Source organism: Microbacterium sp. SYP-A9085 (genome assembly GCF_009649635.1).
GTDB lineage: Bacteria > Actinomycetota > Actinomycetes > Actinomycetales > Microbacteriaceae > Microbacterium.
This window is the reverse complement of sequence record NZ_WJII01000002.1, coordinates 564736-587894: the sequence shown is the minus strand read 5'-3', so window position 1 is coordinate 587894 and position 23159 is coordinate 564736. Positions and strand designations below refer to the sequence as shown.

Annotated in this window: 21 protein-coding genes and 1 pseudogene; 13 read left to right on the top strand and 9 right to left on the bottom strand. The window is 72.8% G+C overall.

Annotated features, from left to right (window positions below):
* Positions 1-196: 196 nt before the first annotated feature.
* Entirely contained in the window at positions 197-1543 is a 1347-nt protein-coding gene (locus tag GH740_RS07400) for an NAD(P)/FAD-dependent oxidoreductase (protein ID WP_153745408.1), read from the bottom strand.
* Positions 1544-1616: 73 nt separating this feature from the next.
* On the opposite strand from GH740_RS07400, the gene coaA reads away from it, so the two are divergent.
* Positions 1617-2570 carry a type I pantothenate kinase gene (gene coaA, locus GH740_RS07395; RefSeq protein ID WP_172978324.1) on the top strand — a complete coding sequence of 318 codons (954 nt, stop codon included), beginning with the start codon at positions 1617-1619 and terminating at the stop codon, positions 2568-2570.
* Between the two features lie 221 nt (positions 2571-2791).
* Positions 2792-4645 carry a glutamine--fructose-6-phosphate transaminase (isomerizing) gene (glmS, locus tag GH740_RS07390; RefSeq protein ID WP_153745407.1) on the top strand — a complete coding sequence of 618 codons (1854 nt, stop codon included), beginning with the start codon at positions 2792-2794 and terminating at the stop codon, positions 4643-4645.
* 6 nt (positions 4646-4651) lie between these two features.
* On the opposite strand, the gene GH740_RS07385 is transcribed toward glmS, so the two are convergent.
* From GH740_RS07385 to GH740_RS07360, 6 genes are read right to left on the bottom strand one after another with little or no spacing between them, the layout of a single operon-like run.
* Entirely contained in the window at positions 4652-5032 is a 381-nt protein-coding gene (locus GH740_RS07385; RefSeq protein ID WP_153745406.1) for a RidA family protein, read from the bottom strand.
* Positions 5033-5055: 23 nt separating this feature from the next.
* A complete protein-coding gene (locus tag GH740_RS07380; RefSeq protein WP_153745405.1) occupies positions 5056-6663 on the bottom strand; it encodes an amidohydrolase family protein in 1608 nt (535 codons plus the stop codon).
* Positions 6664-6672: 9 nt separating this feature from the next.
* Complete coding sequence (locus GH740_RS07375) at positions 6673-7977, bottom strand: alanine racemase (protein WP_153745404.1); 1305 nt, start codon at positions 7975-7977, stop codon at positions 6673-6675.
* The gene (locus GH740_RS07370) at positions 7974-8579 is read right to left on the bottom strand and encodes a bifunctional 4-hydroxy-2-oxoglutarate aldolase/2-dehydro-3-deoxy-phosphogluconate aldolase (RefSeq protein WP_153745403.1); all 606 of its coding nucleotides are present in this window, start codon (positions 8577-8579) and stop codon (positions 7974-7976) included. Before GH740_RS07370 ends, GH740_RS07375 begins: the two co-directional genes overlap by 4 nt.
* Before the next feature lie 16 nt (positions 8580-8595).
* The gene (locus tag GH740_RS07365) at positions 8596-9510 is read right to left on the bottom strand and encodes a sugar kinase (protein ID WP_153745402.1); all 915 of its coding nucleotides are present in this window, start codon (positions 9508-9510) and stop codon (positions 8596-8598) included.
* Positions 9510-10883 carry an MFS transporter gene (locus tag GH740_RS07360; RefSeq protein ID WP_153745401.1) on the bottom strand — a complete coding sequence of 458 codons (1374 nt, stop codon included), beginning with the start codon at positions 10881-10883 and terminating at the stop codon, positions 9510-9512. The genes GH740_RS07365 and GH740_RS07360 overlap by 1 nt, the downstream gene beginning before the upstream one ends.
* A gap of 154 nt (positions 10884-11037) precedes the next feature.
* Here GH740_RS07360 and GH740_RS07355 point away from each other — a divergent pair, with 154 nt between their 5' ends.
* The 8 genes and pseudogenes from GH740_RS07355 to GH740_RS07320 all read left to right on the top strand — a co-directional run bounded on the left by GH740_RS07355 (position 11038) and on the right by GH740_RS07320 (position 16853).
* Positions 11038-11715: a transcriptional regulator gene (locus tag GH740_RS07355; protein ID WP_172978323.1), complete on the top strand. Its 678-nt coding sequence runs from the start codon at positions 11038-11040 to the stop codon at positions 11713-11715.
* A 67-nt stretch (positions 11716-11782) separates the two neighbouring features.
* A pseudogene (locus GH740_RS07350) lies at positions 11783-12127 on the top strand (holo-ACP synthase); the annotation flags it as partial.
* Positions 12128-12261: 134 nt separating this feature from the next.
* On the top strand, positions 12262-13386 hold the full coding sequence (gene alr / locus GH740_RS07345) for an alanine racemase (protein WP_367640999.1): 1125 nt from the start codon (positions 12262-12264) through the stop codon (positions 13384-13386).
* A gap of 19 nt (positions 13387-13405) precedes the next feature.
* Positions 13406-13882: a tRNA (adenosine(37)-N6)-threonylcarbamoyltransferase complex ATPase subunit type 1 TsaE gene (tsaE, locus tag GH740_RS07340; protein ID WP_367640997.1), complete on the top strand. Its 477-nt coding sequence runs from the start codon at positions 13406-13408 to the stop codon at positions 13880-13882.
* A 181-nt stretch (positions 13883-14063) separates the two neighbouring features.
* Positions 14064-14705: a tRNA (adenosine(37)-N6)-threonylcarbamoyltransferase complex dimerization subunit type 1 TsaB gene (gene tsaB / locus GH740_RS07335; RefSeq protein WP_367640995.1), complete on the top strand. Its 642-nt coding sequence runs from the start codon at positions 14064-14066 to the stop codon at positions 14703-14705.
* Positions 14702-15274: a ribosomal protein S18-alanine N-acetyltransferase gene (gene rimI, locus GH740_RS07330; protein ID WP_153745398.1), complete on the top strand. Its 573-nt coding sequence runs from the start codon at positions 14702-14704 to the stop codon at positions 15272-15274. Before tsaB ends, rimI begins: the two co-directional genes overlap by 4 nt.
* On the top strand, positions 15271-16350 hold the full coding sequence (tsaD, locus tag GH740_RS07325; RefSeq protein ID WP_153745397.1) for a tRNA (adenosine(37)-N6)-threonylcarbamoyltransferase complex transferase subunit TsaD: 1080 nt from the start codon (positions 15271-15273) through the stop codon (positions 16348-16350). Before rimI ends, tsaD begins: the two co-directional genes overlap by 4 nt.
* Complete coding sequence (locus GH740_RS07320; protein ID WP_153745396.1) at positions 16347-16853, top strand: hypothetical protein; 507 nt, start codon at positions 16347-16349, stop codon at positions 16851-16853. Before tsaD ends, GH740_RS07320 begins: the two co-directional genes overlap by 4 nt.
* Positions 16854-16858: 5 nt before the next feature.
* Here the strand turns inward: GH740_RS07320 and GH740_RS07315 are convergent, their stop codons facing one another.
* On the bottom strand, positions 16859-18049 hold the full coding sequence (locus GH740_RS07315; RefSeq protein WP_153745395.1) for a class I SAM-dependent methyltransferase: 1191 nt from the start codon (positions 18047-18049) through the stop codon (positions 16859-16861).
* A gap of 163 nt (positions 18050-18212) precedes the next feature.
* Between GH740_RS07315 and GH740_RS07310 the strand changes: the two genes are divergently transcribed.
* The 3 genes from GH740_RS07310 to GH740_RS07300 all read left to right on the top strand — a co-directional run bounded on the left by GH740_RS07310 (position 18213) and on the right by GH740_RS07300 (position 22685).
* Positions 18213-19184 carry a hypothetical protein gene (locus GH740_RS07310; protein WP_172978322.1) on the top strand — a complete coding sequence of 324 codons (972 nt, stop codon included), beginning with the start codon at positions 18213-18215 and terminating at the stop codon, positions 19182-19184.
* 109 nt (positions 19185-19293) lie between these two features.
* Positions 19294-21150 carry a dynamin family protein gene (locus GH740_RS07305; RefSeq protein ID WP_367640990.1) on the top strand — a complete coding sequence of 619 codons (1857 nt, stop codon included), beginning with the start codon at positions 19294-19296 and terminating at the stop codon, positions 21148-21150.
* On the top strand, positions 21147-22685 hold the full coding sequence (locus tag GH740_RS07300) for a dynamin family protein (protein ID WP_153745393.1): 1539 nt from the start codon (positions 21147-21149) through the stop codon (positions 22683-22685). Before GH740_RS07305 ends, GH740_RS07300 begins: the two co-directional genes overlap by 4 nt.
* Here GH740_RS07300 and GH740_RS07295 read toward each other — a convergent pair.
* Positions 22593-23132, bottom strand: a complete 540-nt coding sequence (locus tag GH740_RS07295) for a hypothetical protein (protein WP_153745392.1) — start codon at positions 23130-23132, stop codon at positions 22593-22595. The two genes, GH740_RS07300 and GH740_RS07295, sit on opposite strands and share 93 nt — an antisense overlap.
* Positions 23133-23159: the final 27 nt, after the last annotated feature.

Genomic DNA, 23159 nt, shown 5'->3' with positions numbered 1-23159 from the left:
CGCGGGAGGGGGATGCGTCAACCTGGGCCGCGTCGCCCCCCGCGCCGTTTTGCCCCGCGGCATCCCGTCGCGCCGTGTTGCTCCTCGGCATCCCGTCGCGCCGAACCCACCCGCTGGTGCCGAACCCATCCGCTATGGCGAGTGGGTTCGGCAATGACGGGTGGGTTCGGCGCGCGGCGCCGGCGGATTCGGCGCGTCAGGGAGCGGACAGCTCGATGTGCGGCGTGCGCAGCAGGCGCCGCGCCTCGCGCAGGGCGCTCGACAGCGCGCCGTCCGCGTATCCGAGCCGGGCCCGGCTCGTGTGCTCGCCGGCGAACAGAATCCGCCCCACCGGCTGCGCCAGGATGTCGATGTCGGCGTCGCTGCGGCCGGGGCGGATGTGCGTGTAGCTGCCGCGCGCGTACGCGTCGTGCAGCCAGTCGGTCGCGGCGAGGCCGGTCGGCTCCGGGATGTCGCCGCCGCACAGCGCGGTGAGCTGCTCCAGCGCCCAGCCGCGCGGATCGTGCCAGGCCGCGGCCGTCCCGCTCTGCGCGATGAGGATCATCATCGTCGGCGTCAGCCCGAAGTCCCACATCCACGTCGACGCCTGGGTGCGGTCGGCGGGCAGGACCACGGCGTGCTGGATGCCGCGGGCCCGCCAGAACGGCTCCTCGAACGCGAGCACGACCTTCTCCATGCTGCCGAACCCGGTGCCCGCGATCACGTCGCGGCGCGCGGCCGGCAGCGGCGGATCGAACTCCACGCTCCCGGACTGCAGCACCCCCAGCGGCAGCGTGACGATCGCGTGCGACCCCGCCTCGGACCACCCATCGCCGGACACCTCGACGCCGTCGGCGGTCTGCGCGATGCGCCGCACCGGAGCGGACAGCCGGATGTCGCTTCCCGCCGCCAGCGGCGCCAACACGCGCCGGTACCCGCCGATCGGCACGTTGTCGACGACGTCGCCGACCAGCGCGGTCGTTGAGAACGCCCAGCGCGCGGAGATGTCGTCCAGGAGGCCCGCACCGTCCTGCTCGATCAGGGCGGCCATGATCTGCCAGCGCCGGGTGCGCTCCGGCTCCGGGATGCCGGCGAGATGCTCGTCGATCACCGTGGCCGCCGAGCGGTCCGGCCGGCCGGCCGCGGCATCCGCCCGCACGATCGCGGCGACCGGCTCCAGCGCCGCGTATCCCGCGGCATCCAGCTCGTCCGGCGTCAGCGGCCGACGCTCGCCCAGGTCGTACCCGGCGAAGAACGCGCCGGACGGATCCGCGATCCACGGCACCTGCGCGAACTCCACCCAGTCGGCGAGGACGTTGTGCCCGGGATGATGCACCCACGACCCGCCCAGGTCGGCGGCGTGCCCGTCGACGTCGACGGTGTGCAGCCTCCCGCCGATACGGTCGCGCGCCTCGACCACGACGCAGTCGACGCCCGCGGTGCGCAGCGCGTTCGCCGCGGTCAGCCCCGCGATGCCGGCGCCGACGACCACCACGCGCTCGGGCGCTCCGTCGGCGGGGGCGGGGACGGCGTCGTCGCCGTCCGTGAAGACACGGGTCCGCATCCGGCCAGCATAGGGGGGCTCTGTGTCGACGCGCCGTCCGCCGCGACGGCGCCTGCCGCTACGATGTTTCGCGATGTCCCCTGAGATGAGCACCCAGGCACCGGCGCCGGAGCTGTACCGCGAGATCCCGCGCGCGGAGTGGGCGCGCCTGGCCGCGGGGATGGCGCAGCCGCTCACCGAGACCGAGGTCGTCCAGATCCGGGGCCTCGGCGACAGGCTCGATCTCGTAGAGGTACGCGACGTCTACCTGCCGCTGAGCCGTCTGCTGAGCCTGTACGCGACGGCGACCAAGCGGCTCGGCGCGGAGACCGCGGAGTTCCTCGGCGAGGAGACGGACTCGACGACCCCGTTTGTCGTGGGCGTGGCCGGATCCGTGGCGGTCGGCAAGTCGACGATCGCGCGGCTGCTGCGAGAGCTGATGAGTCGGTGGTCTGACACACCGCGCGTCGAGATCATCACGACCGACGGGTTCCTCTACCCGAACGCTGAGCTGGAGCGGCGCGGGCTGATGGAGCGCAAGGGGTTCCCGGAGTCGTATGACCGGCGCGCGCTCGTCGAGTTCCTGATCCAGATAAAGAGCGGGGTGCCCGAGGCCCGCGCCCCCTTCTATTCGCACATGCGGTACGACATCGTCCCCGACGCCCACGTCACGGTGCGGCGTCCGGACGTGCTGATCGTCGAGGGCCTGAACGTCCTGCAGCCGCCGCCCACGCCCAACGACGTCGCCGTCAGCGATCTGTTCGATTTCTCCGTGTATGTGGATGCCGATCCCGCACACATCGAGCGGTGGTACGTGGACCGCTTCCTCGCGCTGCGCCACAGCGCCTTCAGCAACCCGAGCTCGTTCTTCCGCGTGTTCGCCGATCTCACTGACGAGGACGCCGTCGCCCGCGCGCTCGGGTTCTGGACCGAGATCAACCTGCCCAACCTCGAGGAGAACGTCCTGCCCACCCGGCATCGTGCGTCGCTCGTGCTGCGCAAGGGCCGCGACCACGCCGTCGAGCGCATCCAACTCCGCAAGCTGTAGCGGGATGCCGCGCCGCGGCATCCCCCTCCCGCGGCATCCCGCGCGCGCGCCCCGCGCCGAACCCACCACAGGTTGCCGAACCCGCGCGCTATAGCGGATGGGTTCGGCACTGGGAGGTGGGTTCGGCGCATCGCGCCCGCGCCGGGGCGCGGCCCGGCGCGGCGCGCGCGGCGCGCGTTTGTTCAGGCGCTTCGCAATCGGTGCTCCGTACCATGGGGGGCATGTGTGGAATCGTCGGATACGTCGGCCCGCGGCCGAGTGAGAGCATCCTGCTGTCCGGGCTCGCCCGGCTCGAGTACCGCGGCTACGACTCGGCGGGCATCGCCGTCATCGACGCCGACGGCACTCTCGGGATGCGCAAGCGCGCCGGCAAGCTCGGCGTCCTGCGCGACGACCTGGCCCGCACTCCGCTGCCCGACGGCACCACCGGGATCGGCCACACCCGCTGGGCCACCCACGGCGGTCCGACCGATCAGAACGCGCACCCGCACCTGGCCGACGACGGCCGACTGGCCGTCATCCACAACGGCATCATCGAGAACTTCGCGGCCCTCAAGGCCGAGCTGCTCGCCTCCGGCGCCACGTTCCTCAGCGAGACCGACACCGAGGTGGCCGCGGTGCTGCTCGCGCATGAGTACCGCGCGAACGGCGGCGACCTCGAGGCGGCGTTCCGGTCCACCGTGAGCCGCCTGGACGGCGCGTTCACGCTGCTCGCGATGCACCAGGAGCACCCCGGCCTCGTCGTCGGCGCGCGCCGCAACTCGCCGCTGGTGATCGGCCTCGGCGACGGCGAGAACTTCCTCGGCTCTGATGTCGCGGCGTTCGTCGAGCACACCCGCAGCGCCCTGGCGATCGGCCAGGATCAGATCGTCGCTATCACTCCGGAGGGCGTGCGCGTGACGGACTTCGATGGGAACGCCGTCGAGGTCGAGCCGTTCCAGGTGACGTGGGATGCCGCCGCCGCCGAGAAGGGCGGCTGGTCGTCGTTCATGGCCAAGGAGGTCTCCGAGGAGCCGGAGGCCGTCGCCAACACGGTCCGCGGCCGCACCCACGACGGCATCGTCGAGATCCCGGAGCTGGAGGGCCTGGACGGCCTTTTCACCGGCATCCACCGCATCCTCGTGATCGCCTGCGGCACGGCGGCGTACGCCGGCCAGGTCGGGAAGTACGCGCTCGAGCAGTGGGCGCGCGTGCCCGTCGACGTGGAGCTCGCGCACGAGTTCCGCTACCGTGACCCGGTCCTCGACCCCGGCACGCTCGTGGTCTCGATCAGCCAGTCCGGCGAGACGATGGACACCCTGATGGCGGTGAAGTACGCCCGCGAGCGCGGCGCCAAGACGCTGTCGATCTGCAACACCCAGGGCGCGACGATCCCGCGGGAGTCGGACGCGATCGTGTACACGCACGCCGGTCCCGAGGTCGCCGTCGCCTCGACGAAGGCGTTCGTCGCTCAGATCACGGCCCTGTACCTGCTCGCGCTGCACATCGGCCGCGTGCGCGGCGCCGTCACCGCGGAGCAGCAGGCCACCGCAGTCGCCGAGATCGAGGCCGTCCCCGGCAAGATCTCGTGGATCCTCGAGCACCAGCAGGAGCGCGTCACGCAGCTGGCCCGCTGGATGGCCGACAGCCGCTCGGTGCTGTTCCTCGGCCGCCACGTCGGGTTCCCGATAGCGCTGGAGGGTGCGCTCAAGCTCAAGGAGATCTCGTACATCCACGCGGAGGGCTTCGCCGCCGGCGAGCTCAAGCACGGCCCCATCGCGTTGATCGAGCCGGGACAGCCGGTGTTCGTGATCGTCCCGTCGCCGGTGCACTCGCCGGTGCTGCACGACAAGGTCGTGTCCAACATCCAGGAGATCCGCGCCCGCGGCGCCCGCGTGATAGTGATCGCCGAAGAGGGGGATGCCGCGGTGCTGCCGTTCGCGGACGAGGTGCTGCGCATCCCGCTGGCCGGGCCCCTGTTCGAGCCGCTGCTGGCGGTCGTGCCGCTGCACGTGTTCGCGATGGGCCTGGCGACGGCGCGGGGCCTGGACATCGACCAGCCCCGCAACCTCGCCAAGTCCGTCACCGTCGAATAGCGGCCCCTACGCGGCCGGCAGCGCGGCCACCACATCGATCTCGACGAGGATGCCGGCGAGCTGCGACCCAACCGTCGTGCGCACCGGGTACGGCTCAGCGAAGAACTCCTGGTACGCCGCGTTGAACTCCGCGAAGTCGGCGAGGTCGGCCAGGTGCACGGTGGTCTTCACGCAGTCGTCGAGGGTGAGATCGTGCTCGGCGAGCACGGCCCCGATGCTGCGCAGCACCTGCCGGGTCTGCTCGGCGACGGTGTCGGCCACCGCCCCGGTGGCCGGGTCCTGCGGGCCGAAGCCGGCTGTGTAGAGGAAACCGTTCGCGACGATGCCCTGGCTGTACGGGCCCGCAGGCTGAGGCGCGTTCGCGGTGCGGAGAGCGGTCTTGGTCATGGGGGATTCCCTTCTCTGGATGGTCAACGGTCGGATCCGGCGCGGCGCAGGCCGCGGCCGGGCAGCGCGTCGGTGAGCTCGCCGCCGGCGAGCACCGGGATGCCGCCCACGTAGACGTCGTCGATGCCCACCGACTCGCCCTGCGGCTGCGCGTACGTCGCGGTGTCGGCGACGGCATCCGGGTCCACGACGATGAGGTCGGCGACGGCACCGGGCGCTATAGCGCCGCGCCGCCCGAGGCCGAACCGGGCGGCCGGGCCGGTGGACAGATGCCGGACGGCATCCCGCCACGTCCACGTGCCGGTCTCGCGGACGTACTCGCGCAGGTAGCGGGCGAACGTCCCGCGGGCCCGCGGATGCGGGTGCGCGCCGATGAAGATGCCGTCCGAGCCGCCCATGTGCGCGGGATGCGCGAAGATGCGGGCCAGCTCGGCGACGGGGCGCTCGTTGCGGACGGCCATCACGATGTTCGCGCGCAGCCGGCACGCGTGCAGAGCATCGAGCGCGAACGTGATCGGGTCGGTGCCGGCGCGGGCGGCGGCCTCCGCGATGGTCAGGCCGTGCGCCCACGCCAGCTCGGGCGCGGCCAGGTGCGACAGCGTGATCATGCTCGCCCAGTCGGGGCCGAGGCTCGGGTTCTGTGCGACGCGCGGGAACCATTCGCGGGCCAGCCGGTCGCGCTGCTCCGGGTCACCGAGGGCGTGCAGGATGTCGTCCACCGGCCGGGCCGACAGCTCCGGCGGCAGCAGCGGCATTCCCATCAGGCTGCAGCCGCGGATATAGGGGTACGCGTCGAACGTGGCATCCACCCCGGCGGCCTCCAGCGCGTCGAGCTGTGCGAGCACTATGTCGGCGTCGGCGTGGAAGTGCGAGACGTGCACCCGCAGCGCTGCGCCGGTCGCGGCGGATGCCGCGCGAGCGATGGCGGCGATCTCGGCGATCCCCGCCGCCGCGTTCGCCTCGTAGCCGCCGCGCATGTGGCTGACGTACACGCCGCCGGCCCGGGCGACCGGCGCGCACAGGGCGGCCAGTTCGTCGGCATCCTGGAACATCCCCGGGACGTAGTCCAGCCCCGTGGACAGGCCGACCGCGCCGGCGCGCAGGCCCTCCTCGACGAGCCCCACCATCGCCGCCCGCTGCGCCGGGCCGGCGGAGGCCTGCGACCGGCCGGCTACCTCGAACCGCACGGTGCCGGCGGGCACCAGGTACGCGGCGTTCAGCCGGGACGCCCCGTCGACGGCGGCGAGGTAGCCGGCGACCCCGCCGCCGGGGGCGACGGGCCGGTCGCCGTCGATGGCGGCGAAGTACTCCGCCGCGTACCCCCCGTCGCCGGGCGCGTACGACACGCCGTCCTGACCGACGATCACGGTCGTGACGCCCTGGCGCAGCAGCGCGCGCTGCACGGCGTCGTCGCCGAGCAGCCCGTCCGCGTGCGAGTGCGCGTCGACGATCCCCGGAAGGACGAGCCGGCCGATGCAGTCCACGACAGTGTCGCCGGGGCGGGCGGGGATGTCGCCCACCGCGGCGACCTCGCGGCCGACAATGGCCACGTCCGCGGTCCGTTCGCCGGACGCGTCGACGACTCGCCCGCCGCGCAGGACGGTGCGGGCCGGTCGCGGCGATCCGCTCATGGCTCCTCCTCAGAAATACGTGCGCACCAGGTCGACGACCGCGCCCGATCCCCACGCGTCGACGACCGGCAGCACTCGCCACTTGTCGAACGCCGTGCACGGATGCGACAGCCCGAGGGCCACCACCGACCCCACCGGGGCGACATCCCGCGCGTCGGCGCCGAGTCGCAGGTAGCTGTGCTGGTCGTTCATCGCCGAGATCGCGGCATCGGCAAACGGCGCCCACGGTGCGCCGAGGTCGGATGCCGCGCCCCGCGGGATCGGGAGGCCTTCGTCGTACGGGAGATCCCGCTTGCCGCCGTCCAGCAGCGCGAGGCCCGGCTCCGGGTGCGAGACGACCCGGGCGATGCCGTGCATAGCGGTGCGGAACCGGGGCGCGTCGTCGGCGCTGCGGCCCTCGTCGAACGGGGAGATCAGCCGGTAGAAGCCGTCGTCGTGGACGATGTAGGCGCCCGAGCGCAGCGTGAAGTGGGTGCGCTGGCCGCCGGTGGGCGCCGCGCCCGCCCCGGCGTCGGCGTACACGTCGGCGACGACGTCGAAGTACGCGCTGCCACCGGCGGTGACGTACACGTCGCCCGGTCCGTATTCGTTCCGGATGCGCTCATGCAGCGTCACCTGCTGCCGCAGGTAGGTGCGCACGGCGTGCAGCCCGGCATCCGACCGGTCGTGCGCGAGGCTGCCCTCGTACCCGGCGACCCCGGCCAGCCGCAGCGTCGGGGTCGCGGCGACCCGCTCGGCCACCGCCACGGCCGCGTCGAGCGTGCGCGCCCCGGTGCGGCCGCCCGGCGCACCGAGCTCGACGCACACGTCGACCGGGCGCGGCGCGCCGACCGTCGCGAGCACCCGTGCCATCGCGTCGACAGTGTCGACCGAGTCGACCCAGCACACGAACCGCAGGTTCGGGTCGGCGAGCTCGGCGGCGAGATAGCGCAGCGACCGCTCGTCGACGGCGGCGTTGGCGAGCATGATCGAGTCAAGGCCCAGACTGCGTGCGGTGCGCACCTGGCCCATCGTCGCGAGCGTGATCCCGAGGGCGCCGGCGTCCAGCTGGCGCTGCCACAGCGTCGGCGCCATCGTGGTCTTGCCGTGCGGCATCAGGGCGAGGCCGCGCTCGCCGCACCAGGCCGCCATCGTGTCCACGTTGTGGCGCATCGCGGCGTCGTCGAGCACGACCAGCGGCGTCCAGAACTCGTCCAGCCGCGGCGAGGTCGCGAGGAACTCGGCGATCGTCATGCCGACGGCGCGGGAGGGGATGCCCTTGTCGCGGGCGGTGAGGGGCTCGTCGGGGACGTCCCGCAGGCGTGAGGCGGTCATCGTGCGAGCAGCTGCGCGAGCGCCGGCAGCTGCGCCGGGTCCTCGAGGGCGGAGCCGACGGCGACGACCCGCACCCCGGTCTGAAGGAACGACGGCGCGGTGGCGGCGTCCATCCCGCCCGTGGCGACGAACCGCGCCTGCGGGAACGGCCCGCGCATGGCGCCGAACCACCCCGCGCCGAGGACGGAGGCGGGGAATGCCTTGACCCAGGTCAGGCCCTCGCGCAGCGCGAGCTGCAGCTCGGTGGCGGTGCCCACGCCTGGCAGCGACGGCATCCCCGCCGCGTGCGAGGCGCGCACTATCTCGACGTCGAAGCCGGGGCTCACCGTGAACGCGGCGCCGGCGTCCTTCGCCTGGCGCACGTGCTCCGGCGACACGACGGTGCCGGCGCCGACCCGCAGGCCGCGCGCGGCCGCCGCCTCGGCGACGGCGTGCAGCGCCTCGACATCCGTCGGGGTCTGCACCGGCACCTCGACGGCCTCGATGCCGAGGTCCCACGCGGTGGTCGCGACGGCGAGACTGCGCTCGACGCCCATGCCCCGCAGGATCGCCATCAGGCGCACTCCGCCGAAGAGCTCGTCGAAGGAGGAATTGTCTGTCATGACCGGTGCCAGCCTTTCACTGGGGAGGCTCGTCGACGAAATCGCTCGTCGAGAGCAGGACGAGGTGAGCGCGCGCGTGGCCGGCGGCCAGGCGCGCGGCGGCGTCGGCGCCGCGCAGGTGCGCGGCGAGGTATCCGGCGGCGAACGCATCGCCCGCGCCCACCGGCTCGACCACATCGGTGGGGATCGCGGGGGCGAACGTCACCGTGTCGGCGCCGTCCACGCGGGCGAACTCGGTGGCGCCGACGGCGCCGTCCTTGACGACGACCACGCCGGGTTCCGGCAGCAGCGTCCGGATGTCGTCCGCCGTGGCGCATCCCCACACGGCCGCGGCCTCGTCGAGGCCGACGAAGACGATGCCGGCGCGTCGGGCGAGAGCCCGCAGCGCCGGCGCGGCGGCGCCCGGCGCCCACAGTGCGGCGCGGTGGTTCACGTCGACGCTGAGGACAGCACCGCTGCCGGCCACCCGCTCCACGATCCGGTCGACGAGGGCCGCGCACGTCGCCGACAGAGCCGGGGTGATCCCGGTGACGTGCACGATGTCGGCATCCTCCAGTGGCACATCGGCGACGGCATCCGGGCCCATCCGCGAGGCGGCGGAGCCGCGGCGATAGTAGAGGACGCCGCGGCCGGGATCCTTGAGGTACACGCCGGTCGGGGCATCCGGATCCGTCCGCACCCACCGCACATCCACTCCCCGCCGCGCCACGGTGTCGCGCACGCGCTCGCCGAGCACGTCAGCGCCGACGGCGCCCACCCAGGCGGCGCCCACGCCGAGCGCGGCCGCGTGCGTGGCCACGTTCGACTCGGCCCCGGCCACGTGCAGCCGCACGTCGTCGGCGGTGGCCAGCGACCCGGCGCGCGCGGGCGTGATCATCACCATGGTCTCGCCCACCGTGATCAGGCGCGGAGTGGATGTCGGAGTGCGCATCAGTGCAAGGACGCCGTGACCTTGTCGATGCGGATGCTCTGCGTGGCCGCGAGCACGTGCAGCCGATCCGCTCCCTCCCGGTCGGGCCGGATCGAGGCGATGAGCGTGGCGATCACGCCGACCGCGGCGATCACCGCCGAGTACACCACCACGGGCCAGAACGCGCCGCCGGCGCCGGCGACCAGCGCCGCGCAGATGAGCGGGGCGAACCCGCCGCCGAGCGTGTTCGAGAACTGGTACCCGATGTTGACCCCGGTGGTGCGGGCTTCCGGGTCGAACATCTCGACCAGCATCGTCGCCAGCGTGGCCTGCATCGCCACCCCGAACAGCACGAAGCCGACGATCTGGCCGAGCCAGATGAGCCACAGGTTGCCGGTGGAGAACAGCATGAACGCGGGATAGACCATGGCGGCGAAGCCGACGCAGCCGATGATGTAGACCGTGCGGCGTCCGATCCGGTCCGACACCGCCCCCCAGGCGGGGGCGACGACGATCTGCAGCAGGCCCACGATCATGGTGCCGGCGAACCCCATCCACGCGGGCAGGTGCTTGTTCGTGACCATGAAGCCGAGGCCGTAGGTGAGGATGACGTACCCCGCGATCGACTGCGGCAGGCCGATCAGCACCCCCATGATCGTGTTCTTGGGGTGCCGGAACGCCTCCACGAGCGGGTTCGCCCGCTTGCCGGCGGCGGCGATCTGCGCGGTCTGGGTCTGGATGAACTCGTCGGACTCTTCGAGCTTGCGCCGCAGCAGGACCGCGACGATCGCCAGCACGATGGAGAACACGAACGGGATGCGCCAGCCCCACGTGAGGAACCAGGACGAGGGCGTCAGGCCGAGCGCGGCCATCAGGCCGCCGGAGACGAGGTTCGCGACGCCGGCGCCGCTGATAAGGAATGCGCCGTACAGGCCATGCCGGCCGGTGGGCGCGTTCTCGACGACCATCGTGGCCGCGCCGCCCATCTCGCCGCCCACGAAGAAGCCCTGGAACATGCGGCACAGCAGCAGGAGCAGGGGAGCGGCGACCCCGATCATGTGATCGGGCGGGATCAGGCCGATCGCGGTGGTCGCTATGCCCATCCCCACGACCGTGATCATGAGCACGGCCTTGCGGCCGACGCGGTCGCCGACGATGCCCCAGATTATGCCGCCGACCGGCCGCAGCAGGAAGCCCACCGCGAACGTCGCGAACGACGAGAGCTGCGCGATGATCGGGTCGTCGGTGGAGAAGAACACCGCGGGGAAGACGGCGGCGGATGCCAGACCGTACAGGTAGTAGTCGTAGTACTCCATCAGCGTGCCGATGGAACCACCCGCGATCATCCGTCGCTGTTTGCCGGTCAGTCCTCTGCCGGTGTCGGCTCGGGTCATGAGAGCCTCCTTACTCCGTGCCCTGGTTGAATGGCCGCCCTCGATGGCGGCCGCAAGCAAAAATAGCGTCTCGCGAACACATTGTCTATAGCAAAGACATTGTGTTCGTGACAAAATGGGGGCAGAGATCGGGGGACCCGTGGACAGCGTGCACATGCAGACACACGACACGTACGAGGACGCGGCCGAGGTGCTCGCCGCGTTCCGGCCGGTGATGCGCGCCATAGCGGCCGCCGGGGGGCCGGCGTGCGAGGTCGTGCTGCACAATCTCGATGGTGCCGACGTCGACCTCGGGCACACCATCGCCGCGATCGAGAATGGGCACGTCACCGGCCGCGAGGTCGGAGGCCCGTCCACGAGCCTCGGGCTCACGGTGCTGCAGAACCGGCAGGACGACCACGACGCGTTCGGGTATCGGGGCTTCACGGCCGACGGCCGCGAGCTGCGCTGCTCGAGCGTCTACTTCCGTAACCGCGCGGGCGACATCATCGCCGCGCTGTGCGTCAACGTCGACCTCAGCGCCGTGCAGCACGCGCGCTCGCTGCTGGATGCGCTGCTGCCCGCCCAGCCGTCGGCCGCCTCCGCGCCCGACGAGCACTTCGGCCGCGACCTTGTCTCCGTGATGGACGCCATGATCGGCGAGGCGATCGACGAGGTCGGCAAACCCGCCGCGCAGATGACGCGCGACGACAAGATCGGGGTCCTGCAGCGCCTGGACGCCCGCGGCGCCACGCAGATGCGCAAGTCCGTCGAGACCATCGCCGTGCGCCTGGGCATTTCCCGGGTCACGGCCTACGCATACCTCGACGAGGCCCGTCGCGCCGCCAACTGACCAGGGCGCTGCCGGGCGCGCACGATAGGGTCGAGGATGCCGCGGCCGCGGCACGAGGGGAGCTTCGATGATCGTCGGGATCGGCGTCGACCTGGTCGACATCGCCCGGTTCGAACGCACCCTGGCCCGCACCCCGCGGCTGCTGACGCGACTTTTCGCGCCCGCGGAGCGCCCGCTCGCGGGCCGGTCGCTCGCGGCGCGGTACGCCGCGAAGGAGGCGCTCATCAAGGCCCTCGGCGGGTCCGACGGCGTGCACTGGACCGAGATCGAGATAGTGCCGGATGCCGGCGGCAAGCCGTGGTTCGCGCTGACCGGGTCGACCGCCGACGCCGTCGCCGCGAAGGGCATCGGCATCCTTCACGTGTCGATGTCGCACGACGCGGGCCTGGCGATCGCGTACGTCGTCGCCGAGGGCTCCCGCCCCGAGGCCGAGCGCGACGCCCCCGCCGGCGCGGCCGTGCCCCGAACCCACCCCGTGTTGCCGAACCCACCAGCCGTAGCGGGTGGGTTCGGCAACGACGGGTGGGTTCGCGAGGGGGGAGACGCGTGAGCGGGCTCGCCGACGGCGTGCTGCGCGAGGCGGTGATCGACACCGGCGCTCTCAGCGCGAACGTCGCCGCGCTGCGGCGGATGCTGAGCACCGACGTGATGGCGGTCGTCAAGGCCGACGCGTACGGACACGGCGCCGTGCGCTCGGCGGCGGCGGCGGTCGCCGGCGGCGCCGCCCGCCTGGGCGTCACCGACGTCGCCGAGGCGCTGCAGCTGCGCCGCGCCGGCATCGACGCACCGATCCTCGCCTGGCTGCACGCCCCCGGCACCGTGTTCGACGAGGCTGCCGCGCACGGGATCGAGCTCGGCATCTCGAGCATGGACCAGCTGCAGGCGGCCGCCGCCGCGGCATCCCCTGACCGTCCCGTCGCCGTGCACCTGAAGTACGAGACCGGGCTCGGCCGCAACGGCATAGCGCCGGCCGACGCGGCTGCCGTGACCGCGGAGGCGGCGCGCCTGGAGCGCATCGGCCGGCTGCGCGTGGTCGGGATTTTCAGCCACCTCTCGAACGCGTCGCACGACGACGACCGCACGGCCCTGGCCCGCTTCCTGCAGGCGGTGGACGCCGCCGCGGCGATGGGGCTCACCGCCCGGGTGCGGCACATCGCTGCGACCGCCGCCGCGATCGACCTGCCCGAGACCCGGCTGGACTGCGTCCGGCTCGGCATCGGCGTCTACGGGCTGTCCCCGTTCGCCGACCGCAGCTCGGCCGACCTCGGCCTGCGGCCGGTGATGACGCTGCGCGCCGCCGTCGCCGCCGTCCGCCGCGTGCCGGCCGGGCAGGGCGTCTCGTACGGGTACACGTACCGCACCGACCGGGAGACCACTCTGGCCCTCGTGCCGATCGGGTACGCCGACGGCGTCCCGCGACAGGCCTCCAACGCCGGCCCGGTCGTGATCGGCGGCCGACGCTTTCATGTGGCCGGTCGGGTGGCAATGGACCAGTTCATCGTCGACGTCGGCGACGCGCCCGTGGCCGTGGGCGACGAAGCGGTGCTGTTCGGCGACCCGGCCCGCGGGGCGCCCGGCGCGGAGGAGTGGGCGGCCGCGGCATCCACGATCAACTACGAGATCGTCAGCCGGATCGGGCCGCGCGTGCCGCGCCGGACGGTGACCTCGTGAACCGCGCCGGAGCCGCGCGGTGAGCCTGGACGCGCTGATCGGCCGGTACGAGGTGGCGTCGGCCGCCGACATGGAGGACCTCGGCCGGCGGATGGGCGGGATGCTGCACGCCGGCGACCTGGTCGTGCTGACCGGTCCGCTCGGGGCCGGCAAGACGACCTTGACTCGCGGCATCGCCGCCGGGCTGGGCGTGCGCGGGCCGGTGCAGAGCCCGACGTTCGTGATAGCGCGCACGCACCCGTCCCTCGTCGGCGCCGCGCCCCTCGTGCACGTGGACGCGTACCGGCTCGGCTCGGCGCTCGAGCTGGACGACCTCGACATCGACGTGGACGACTCGGTCGTCGTCGTCGAGTGGGGCCGCGGAATGGCCGACGGCCTCCGCGAGACGTGGTGGGACGTCGAGCTCGCGCGCGCCGAAGGCGGATCGCCCGCGGATCCCGAGGACGAGGACGCGCCGGACCCCCGTGTCGTGACGATCACCCGCCGCGGCGCCTGAGGCGCGCCCGACCCGCGCATCGTGACGATCACCCGCCGCGGCGCCTGAGGACGCGGGGGCCCGCGTCGTGACGATCACCCGTCGCGGCGCCTGACGCGCGCCCGACCCGCGCATCGTGACGATCGCCCGCCGCGGCGCCTGAGGACGCGGGGGCCGCGACGTCGCCGACTACCCTGGAGAGGTGATCCTCGGCATCGACACCTCCCTCGGCACGACCGTCGCGGTCGTCGAGGACGACGGCGTGATCCGCGGCCAGGCCGACAGCGCGAACCCGCTCGCGCACGCCGAGGTGATCGGCACGCTGCTGCACGACGTCGTCGCCGGCGCGCCCGCGGACATCACGCACGTCGCGGCGGGGATGGGCCCGGGCCCGTTCACGGGGCTGCGGATCGGGATCGCCGCCGCCCGTGCGTTCGCGCTGGGCCGCGGCATCCCGGTGCTCCCCGTGGTCAGCCACGACGCGGTGGCCCTGGAGATGCTGCTGCACGACGCGTTGACGGATGCCGGCGACGGCCGGTTCGCGGTCGTCACCGACGCCCGGCGTCGCGAGGTCGCGTACTCCGTGTACGACGGCATCGACGACGACGACGGCCTGCCGATCCGCACGGCCGGCCCCGCGCTCGCGCCGCGCGACGGGGTGGACGCCGTGCTGGCCGACCTCGGCGCGCGGCGTCGCGACGCGCATGCGGTGTCCGGCGCGATGGTCGCGCTGGCCGCGGCGCGGGCGCTCGCCGCCGGCCGCACGATCGGCCCCGCCGACGCCCTGTACCTGCGCTCGCCGGATGTCGCCGCCCCGACCGCCCCGAAGAAGGTCGGCCGATGACCGCGGTGCGGGACGCCGGCGTCGGCGATCTGGCGGCGATCATGGCGCTGGAGCGCGCGTCGTTCCCCACCGATGCCTGGACCGAGCGCACGATGCACGACGAGCTCGTCTCGCCGCACGGCCGCTACCTCGTGCTCGAGGCGGACGGGGCCGTGGTCGGCTACGCGGGCCTGCGGGTCGTGGCCGGGTCGCGGGAGGGCGACATCCAGACGATCGCGGTGGCCGCGGCATCCCGGGGCCGGGGATGGGGGCGGATGCTGCTGACCGCGCTGATGGAGGAGGCGACGCACCGCGGGGTGCGCGAGCTGTTCCTCGAGGTGCGCGCCGACAACCCGGTCGCGCAGGCGCTGTACTCCTCGGCGGGCTTCGTCGAGATAGGGCGGCGCCCGCGCTACTACCAGCCCGACGACGTCGACGCGATCGTGATGCGCGCCGACCTTGCCCGGCGCGAGCCGTCCGGAACTCCGCCCGAATCGGCGATCCAGACCGAGAACCGGCCTGAATCGGCCGACGGCGCCCGAATCGACGGAGTCCTGCACGTCGACCCGGCGAGGGGAGCCAAGGGATGAGCCGCGAACCGCTGGTGCTGGGCATCGAGACGAGCTGTGACGAGACCGGGATCGGGATCGTGCGCGGCCGGACGCTGCTGTCGAACACTATCGCCAGCAGCATGGAGCAGCACGCGCGGTACGGCGGCGTGATCCCCGAGGTGGCCGCGCGCGCCCACCTGGAGGCGCTGCAGCCGTCGATCGACGCGGCGCTGGCCGAGTCCGGCGTCGCCCTGGCCGACGTGGATGCCATAGCGGTGACGAGCGGGCCGGGCCTGGCCGGAGCCCTGATGGTCGGCGTGGGCGCGGCGAAGGCGCTCGCCGTCGCGCTGGACCGGCCGCTGTACGCCGTGAACCACCTCGTCGGGCACATCGCCGCCGACATCCTGGACGCGGACGCGGGCCCCCTGGAGTACCCGACGGTGGCGCTGCTGGTCTCGGGCGGGCACACGTCGCTGCTGCTCGTGCGCGACCTGACGACGGATGTCGAGCTGCTGGGCGAGACGATGGACGACGCGGCCGGCGAAGCGTTCGACAAGGTGGCGCGGATCCTCGGGCTGCCCTACCCCGGCGGGCCCGAGATCGACCGGGTGGCGGCATCCGGCGATCCGAGCGCGATCCGCTTCCCGCGCGGACTGTCGCGGGCGTCGGACATGGACCGGCACCGGTACGACTTCTCGTTCTCCGGCTTGAAGACGGCCGTGGCCCGGTGGGTGGAGCGGTGCACCGCGGATGGTGTCCCGGTTCCCGTCCCGGACGTCGCCGCGAGCTTCCGGGAGGCGGTCGTCGACGTGCTGGTGAGCAAGGCGCTGGACGCCTGCCGCCGGCACGACGTGCCGCGGCTGCTGCTGGGCGGCGGGGTGATCGCCAACCGTCGGCTACGGGATGTCGCGCTGGCGCGCGGCGCGGCCGCCGGCGTCACGGTGCGCATCCCCCCGCTGCGCCTGTGCACGGACAACGGCGCGATGATCGCGGCGCTCGCCGCGCAGCTGATCATGTCCGGGCGGGCGCCGTCGACACTCGCGTTCGGCGCCGATTCGACGCTGCCGGTCACCGAGATCCAGGTGGCGGCGCGGGATGCCGGAGCCGCCGCATGAGGCGGCGCAGCGATTCCCCGTCCGGCGAGGACGTGCCGACCCCGCCGGAGATCGACCTGGGTGCGGCTCCGCCGGCAGCTCCCGGCCTCCCCGGTGAGCACCGCGGCGGGTTCCAGCGGCTGCCCACCGGGCCCGTGGACGTGCCCGGTGTCGCCAGCGGGCCGTCCGAGGAGCCGCCGCCCGGGATGCCGTTCGGCGCGCGGGACCCGCAGCCCGGGATGCCGTGGAGCGCTGCGGAGCCGCGCACCGCGCAGCCGCACCAGCGGCGGGGCGTCGCCGGCTGGGCGCTCGGTGTCGCCATCGTCGCGCTGGCGGCGTCGTTCGTCGTCGGCTGGTGCTTCCCGATCGGCATCGTCGGGGTGATCGTCGCCGTCGTCGCGCTGCGCCGCCCCGTGGAGAGCCGCGTGGTCGCCGGGTGGGCGCTGGCCCTCGCGCTGCTGTCGCTCCTGTACAGCGCCGGCTGGCTGCTGTGGGTCGCCGGTCAGCTCGCCGCCGTCGGCTGAGCCGCCTATGCCACCCGGTCGGCGAGCACCGCGATCCGGCGGGTCCCCACGCGCGTGAGGATCAGCGTCGCCGAGTCGTCGCCGCGCAGCGCGAGCCGGCGGCGGAACGCGGCCGGATCGATGTCGACGCCGCGCTTCTTGATCTCCAGAGTCCCGATGCCGCGGGCGCGCAACGCGGCCGCGAGCGGCTTGGCGCCCGCCGGCAGCGTCTCGCGGACGCGGAACGACTGGACGAACGGGCTCGTGACCCCGGCATCCCCGGTGATGTACGCGATGTGCGGATCCAGCATCCCGCCCTGCAGCGACCGGGCGACCTCGCCGATCAGACTCGCGCGGATGACCGCTCCGTCCGGCTCGTGCAGGTACTCGCCGAGCTCCCGTGCCTCGGCATCCTCCGCCGGCCCGGATCCGGTGATCTCGTGCACGTCGTCCCCGCGCAGCACCAGCGCCGCGCGACCCACGCCTTCCCGTGCCAGCCGCCCGGACCACACCACGAGCTCCACGACAGTGCCGTCGGCGCTGACCCACTGCGCCTCGGCGCCGTCAGGCAGCTCGTCGCGGTCGTGCGCCGGGCCGAGCTTGATGCCCGCGGGCATCCGGGCCGCCGCCGCGAACACCCACTCCAGCGGCGGCGAGTAGTCCGCCGCCCCCACCCGCGCGGTCTCGCCGTGGCCGGGGGTCCGGCGCGCCGGGTCGAGCCACAGCGCGTCCACCCCGTCGAGCGGGGATGCCTCGGCGCGGCCGTGCGCGACGGTGACAGCGTCCGCGAACGGCGCTAGGTTGTACGCGGCGATGGCAGCCGTCACCTCGTCGGCGTCGACCGCGCGCACCGTCAGGCCCGCCGCGGCGAACGCGAGAGCGTCCCCGCCGATCCCGCAGCCGAGGTCCGCCACCGACGCGATGCCGGCGCCGCGCATCCGGTGCGCGTGATGCGCGGCGACGTTCAGCCGCGTCGCCTGCTCCAGCCCCGCGCGGGTGAACAGCATCCCGCTCGCGAACTCGCCGAACTTCGCCACGGCCTTCGCTCGCAGGTGCGCCTGGCCGACCACCGCCGCCACCAGGCCCGGCGCGTGCCCTGCCGCGCGCAGCCGCGACACGGCGCGGGCGGCGTCGGCCGTGCCGGCGATCGGCCCCACCTCGTCGAGCAGCCGGAGCGCGTCCGGCTGCAGCAGCTCGGCCAGGTCTGTGCGTTCCATCCCGTCAACGATATGCGGCCGCGCCCCTAACCCCGATCCCCGGCGCACCCGGATACCCCTAACGAGGACCACCGAGTGCGGGGTCCCTCCCCGATGCCGGGACCCGGTGTGCCGTTCGAGACTCTTCCCAGGTCATCCGACACTGGGTGAGAAAGGGACGACAATGGCTGACTCCAATGCGAACCTTCTGGGGGCGCAGTTCAACACCGACCTCATGTCGGATAACACGACGGATTCCTACAACACGGACAACTCCGACAACTCGGACAACTCCATGACGGACGACAACTCGGCGGACCACTCCGACAACTCGACCAACACCGACAACTCGGACAACTCGATGACGGACGACAACTCGGCGGACCACTCCGACAACTCGACCAACACCGACAACTCGGACAACTCGATGACGGACGACAACTCGGCGGACCACTCCGACAACTCGACCAACACCGACAATTCGGACAACTCCGACAATTCGGACAACTCCGACAACTCCGACCACTCCACGGAGGTCCGCAACCAGGACTCGTTCAATCTGACCAGTTCGTTCAACACGCAGACGCTGAACGACCACTCGACGTCGATCGGGGTCCGTCAATACAACACGGGCTTCGGCGATCTGGATCTCGGAGGCGCTGGGGGTGGGGGTGGCGCCGCCCCGCTGGCCGCCATGGGTGGGATGTCGGGGGGCATCTCGATCGACAACAGGGCCGCGCTCAGCGATCAGTCGGTCAGCCAGGCGGTCAGCGCGGGCGGTGACGTTCACCAGAACTTCGACCAGTCCGCGGTGTGGGCCAGCGGCGACGGTGCCAACGCCGCCGGCGGCGACATCGACAACTCGCACACGACGATCGACGTCGGCGACATCAACGTCGGCAACACGAACATCGACGTGGCGATGGACAACGCGTTCAACGACTACTCGACGACGAACACGTGGGATGTCGACACGCACATCGACGACTCGTTCAACGACCAGTCCACGGACGTCGACGTGAACGCGCAGTTCGATCACTCCTTCACGAGCGAGGTCGACTCGCACGACATGCAGAGCTGGGAGAACAGCGGCAACATGTTCAGCCCTGGTGCCGAAGCCGGTGACGGCGACGGCGGGGACAACATCGGCTTCTGACGTTGTGCACGGTGACAGCGTGCCGGCCGCCCGCGGGCGACCGGCACGCTGTTGCGCGGAAGCGGTCAGGCGTACTGTGAGTCTTCATCGAAACTCCGGGAGGGTCGATGTGACCGAGCCGATCGCCGCCCCTGCCACGGTGCGCGCGGCGACGCCCGAGGAGCTCGTGGAGCTCATCGGCGACGTCGGGCGGATCGTCGCGGACGTCGGGCGCTCCGACCTGGGCGAGCGCCTCGCCCAGGCGCGCAACCGGCTACAGGATCCGACCGTCCGCGTCGTCGTGGTGGGCGAGTTCAAGCAGGGCAAGAGCAAGCTCATCAACGCCCTCGTCAACGCGCCGGTGTGCCCGGTCGACGACGACATCGCCACGAGCGTTCCCACCGAGGTCGGCTACGGCGCCGAGCCGCAGGCATGGATCATCACCCGCGTGCCCGAGGTCGCGGGCGCCACCGGCACCGACCGCACCCCGGTCGCGATCGAGGACCTCGCCGCGTACGTGTCTGAGCGCGGCAATCCCGGCAACGAGCAGGGGATCGTGGCGGCCGAGGCGTCCCTGCCTCGCGAGATCCTCAAGGGGGGCCTGCGTCTTGTCGACTCGCCGGGGGTGGGCGGGCTCGAGTCGCGCAGCGCCCTGTCCACGCTCACCGCCCTCGCCTCCGCGCACGCGGTCCTCCTGGTCTCGGATGCCTCCCAGGAGTACACCGAGCCCGAGGTGCAGTTCCTGCGATACGCGCTGCGGCTGTCGCCGAACGTGGCCGCCGTGCTCGCCAAGACCGATCTTTATCCGCAGTGGCGGCAGATCGAGTCGATCGACCGCGGGCACCTGGGCGATGTCGGCGACGTCCCGATCTTCGCGGTCTCCAGCGATCTGCGGCTGCTGGCCGCCGCCGGGCAGGACCGGGAGCTGAACGCCGAGTCCGGCTTCCCCGCCCTGGTCGCGCACCTGCGTCGCAACGTCGTGGAGCATGCGGCGCTCCTGCACACCCAGGCCGCCGCGCACGATCTGCGCTCGGTCGTGGAGCAGATGGCGATCGCCGTGCGCACGGAGCTGGAGGCCCTCCGCAACCCGAGCGAGCAGCCGCGGATCCTCGCCGAGCTGCAGGATGCCACGGCGCGCGCCGAGGAGTTCCGCGGCCGCACCGCGAAATGGCAGATAGCCCTCAACGACGGCATCGGCGACCTCATCTCGGACATGGAGCACGACCTGCGCGAGCGTCTGCGGAAGGTGCAGCGCGAGGCGGAGGATGCCATCGACGAGGGGGACCCCGGCCCCATCTGGGAGCAGATCGTCGAGTGGATCGACCAGCGCACGGCCGCCGCGGTCGCCGAGACGTTCGTGTGGACGAACGAGCGGTCCCGGTGGCTGACCGAGGAGGTCGCCGGTCTTTTCGCGGAGGGGGAACGCACGCTGCCGACGATTGCGGTCGGCGACGTCGACGGGGTGCTGGATGCCGTGGAGCGGCCGAACGATCTGGACCCGGGCCGGATGAACGCGGCCGAGAAGATCTACATCGGCGTGCGCGGATCGTACGGCGGCGTCCTCATGGTGGGCCTGGCGACCGGCCTGATCGGGCTCACGCTGATCAACCCCATCTCGCTGTTGGCCGGGGTGCTCGTCGGCCGCCGGGCGTACCGCGAGGACATGAGTGCGCGGCTGGCACGGCGACGGTTCGAGGCGAAGTCGCTCGTGCGGCGCTACGTCGACGACACCGTCTTCCAGTCCGCGAAGCAGCTGAAAGACCGCCTGCGGATGGTGCAGCGCACGGCGCGCGACCACTTCGGCGGGATCGCCGACGAGCTGTACCGGTCGCTGACCGAGGCGGTGAACCGGGCCCGCGCCGCCGCCGGCGCGTACAGCACCGATCGCGAGAAGCAGCTGGCCCGGCTGCAGGCGCAGTCCGAGCGGCTCACCGTGCTGCAGCGGCGCCTGGCGGCCCTTCCGGAGCGCGAGCCCGACCGGTCATGACGGACACCGACATCCCGCAGGCCGCAGCCCTCGTACACGCGGCGCGGACGCCGTACGCCGACGATCTGCCCGTGCAGCGGGTGCTCGACGAGCTGGACCGGCGGCTGGGTGAGCCGCTGCGCCTGGCCGTGGCCGGCATCGTGAAGGCCGGCAAGTCGACGCTGCTGAACGCGCTGCTGGGGGAGCGGATAGCGCCCACCGACGCGGGCGAGTGCACCCGCGTGGTCACCTGGTACCGGTACGCCGACCTGCCGTCGATCACGGTGCACCCGCACGGAGCGGGTCCGCAGCCGATCCCGGTGCGGCGCACCGACGGGCGGCTCGTGCTGGACCTCGGCTCGTTCCACGCCGACGACCTCGACCACATCGAGGTGCACTGGCCGTCGCGGGTGCTGCAGTCGATGACGCTGATCGACACACCCGGCATAGCATCCCTGTCGCAGGACCTGTCCGCCCGCTCGCTGGCGCTGCTCACGCCCGACGCGTCCCCGTCCTCGGCCGACGCGATCCTGTACCTCGTCCGCCACCTGCACGCCTCGGACCTGAAGTTCCTTGAGGCGTTCCGCGACAACGCCGCCGGCCCGACGCAGACCGTCAACGCGCTGGCCGTGCTGTCCCGCGCCGACGAGATAGGGTCCGGACGCATCGACTCGCTGCTGTCGGCGCGACGCGTCGCCGAACGGTACGAGCAGCAGGGCGACCTGTCCTCCCTCGCGCTCGGCGTCCTGCCGGTCGCAGGGCTCCTCGCGGAGGGCGCCCGCACGCTCCGGGAGGACGAGTTCGCGTCCTTCCGCCGCCTTGCCGCACTGGACCGCCGCGAGCGGGAGCCGATGCTCGTGTCCGCCGACCGCTTCGCGCGCACCGCGGGCGTGCTGCCGCAGACCACGCGCACCGAGCTGCTGGACCGGTTCGGGATCTTCGGGATCCGCCTGGCGACCTCCCTCATCCGCGGCGGCGCGCACGACTCCACCGCCCTCGCCGAGCAACTCGTCGCGCACAGCGGACTCAACGACGTCGTCGCCACCGTGCGCCTGCAGTTCCGCGCGCGGGCCGCGACCCTGAAGGCCCGCGCCGTCGTCGACGCGCTGACCCGGATCGTCGCGGAGGACCCCCGTCCCGCCGCGCGCGAGATCGACGCGGGGTTGGAGCGGATGCAGCTGGGCGCCCACGGCCTGCGCGAGCTGTCGCTGCTGGGACGGATCCGCACTGGCGACACCGGGCTCCCGCCGGCGCTCGTCGCCGAGGCCGAGCGGATCATCGGCGGCGCCGGAGAGGAGGCGTCGGTGCGGCTCGGGGTCCCGGCGGATGCCGCGCCCGACGACGCGTGTGCGAGGCTTCAGGACCGGCTCGACCACTGGCGGGCCGTGAGCGGATCGCCGACGATCTCGCGGGCCGGCGCGCAGGCCGCGCGGGTCGTGGCGCGGAGCCTGGAGCGGATGGCGTCAGAGCTCGGATGCGGTCGCGTCCTGCCCGGCCCGGCGGATGTCGTGCCGGCGGGCGGTCCACGCCATGGCGCGGCTGAAAGTGCTCAGTAGCAGGGCCAGCAGCACCAGTCCGCACTGCAACAGCAGCGCCGGCCGCAGCAGCGTCCCCTGCGGCCCCATCGCCACCAGCTGGATCACCACGAGGTACAGAAGCACCTGGGCGATGAACGTGGCCAACTGCCACCAGCGGATCCCCGGCCGGCGGCTCATGAACGAGACCAGCAGCGTGATCTGCGCCAGCAGCAGCCCCACCATGATCGCGAAGCACACCCAGAAGACGATGTCCGCCGCGCTCGCATAGACGGCATCCGGCCGGGTCGAGTCCACCGCGCGCACGGCATCCTCGATCAGCGGCAGCTGCTCCTTCCGGATGATGAAGAAGTAGACCACGCAGAACCCGCCGAACACGAAGCTGAGCACCCACATCAGCTGCGCGAGGCGGATCGACGCCGGCGGCGGCACCTTGACCATGACCGGCGCCGCGTTCGGGTTCGACAAGCGCGGACGATCCGGCGGGGTGCGCGC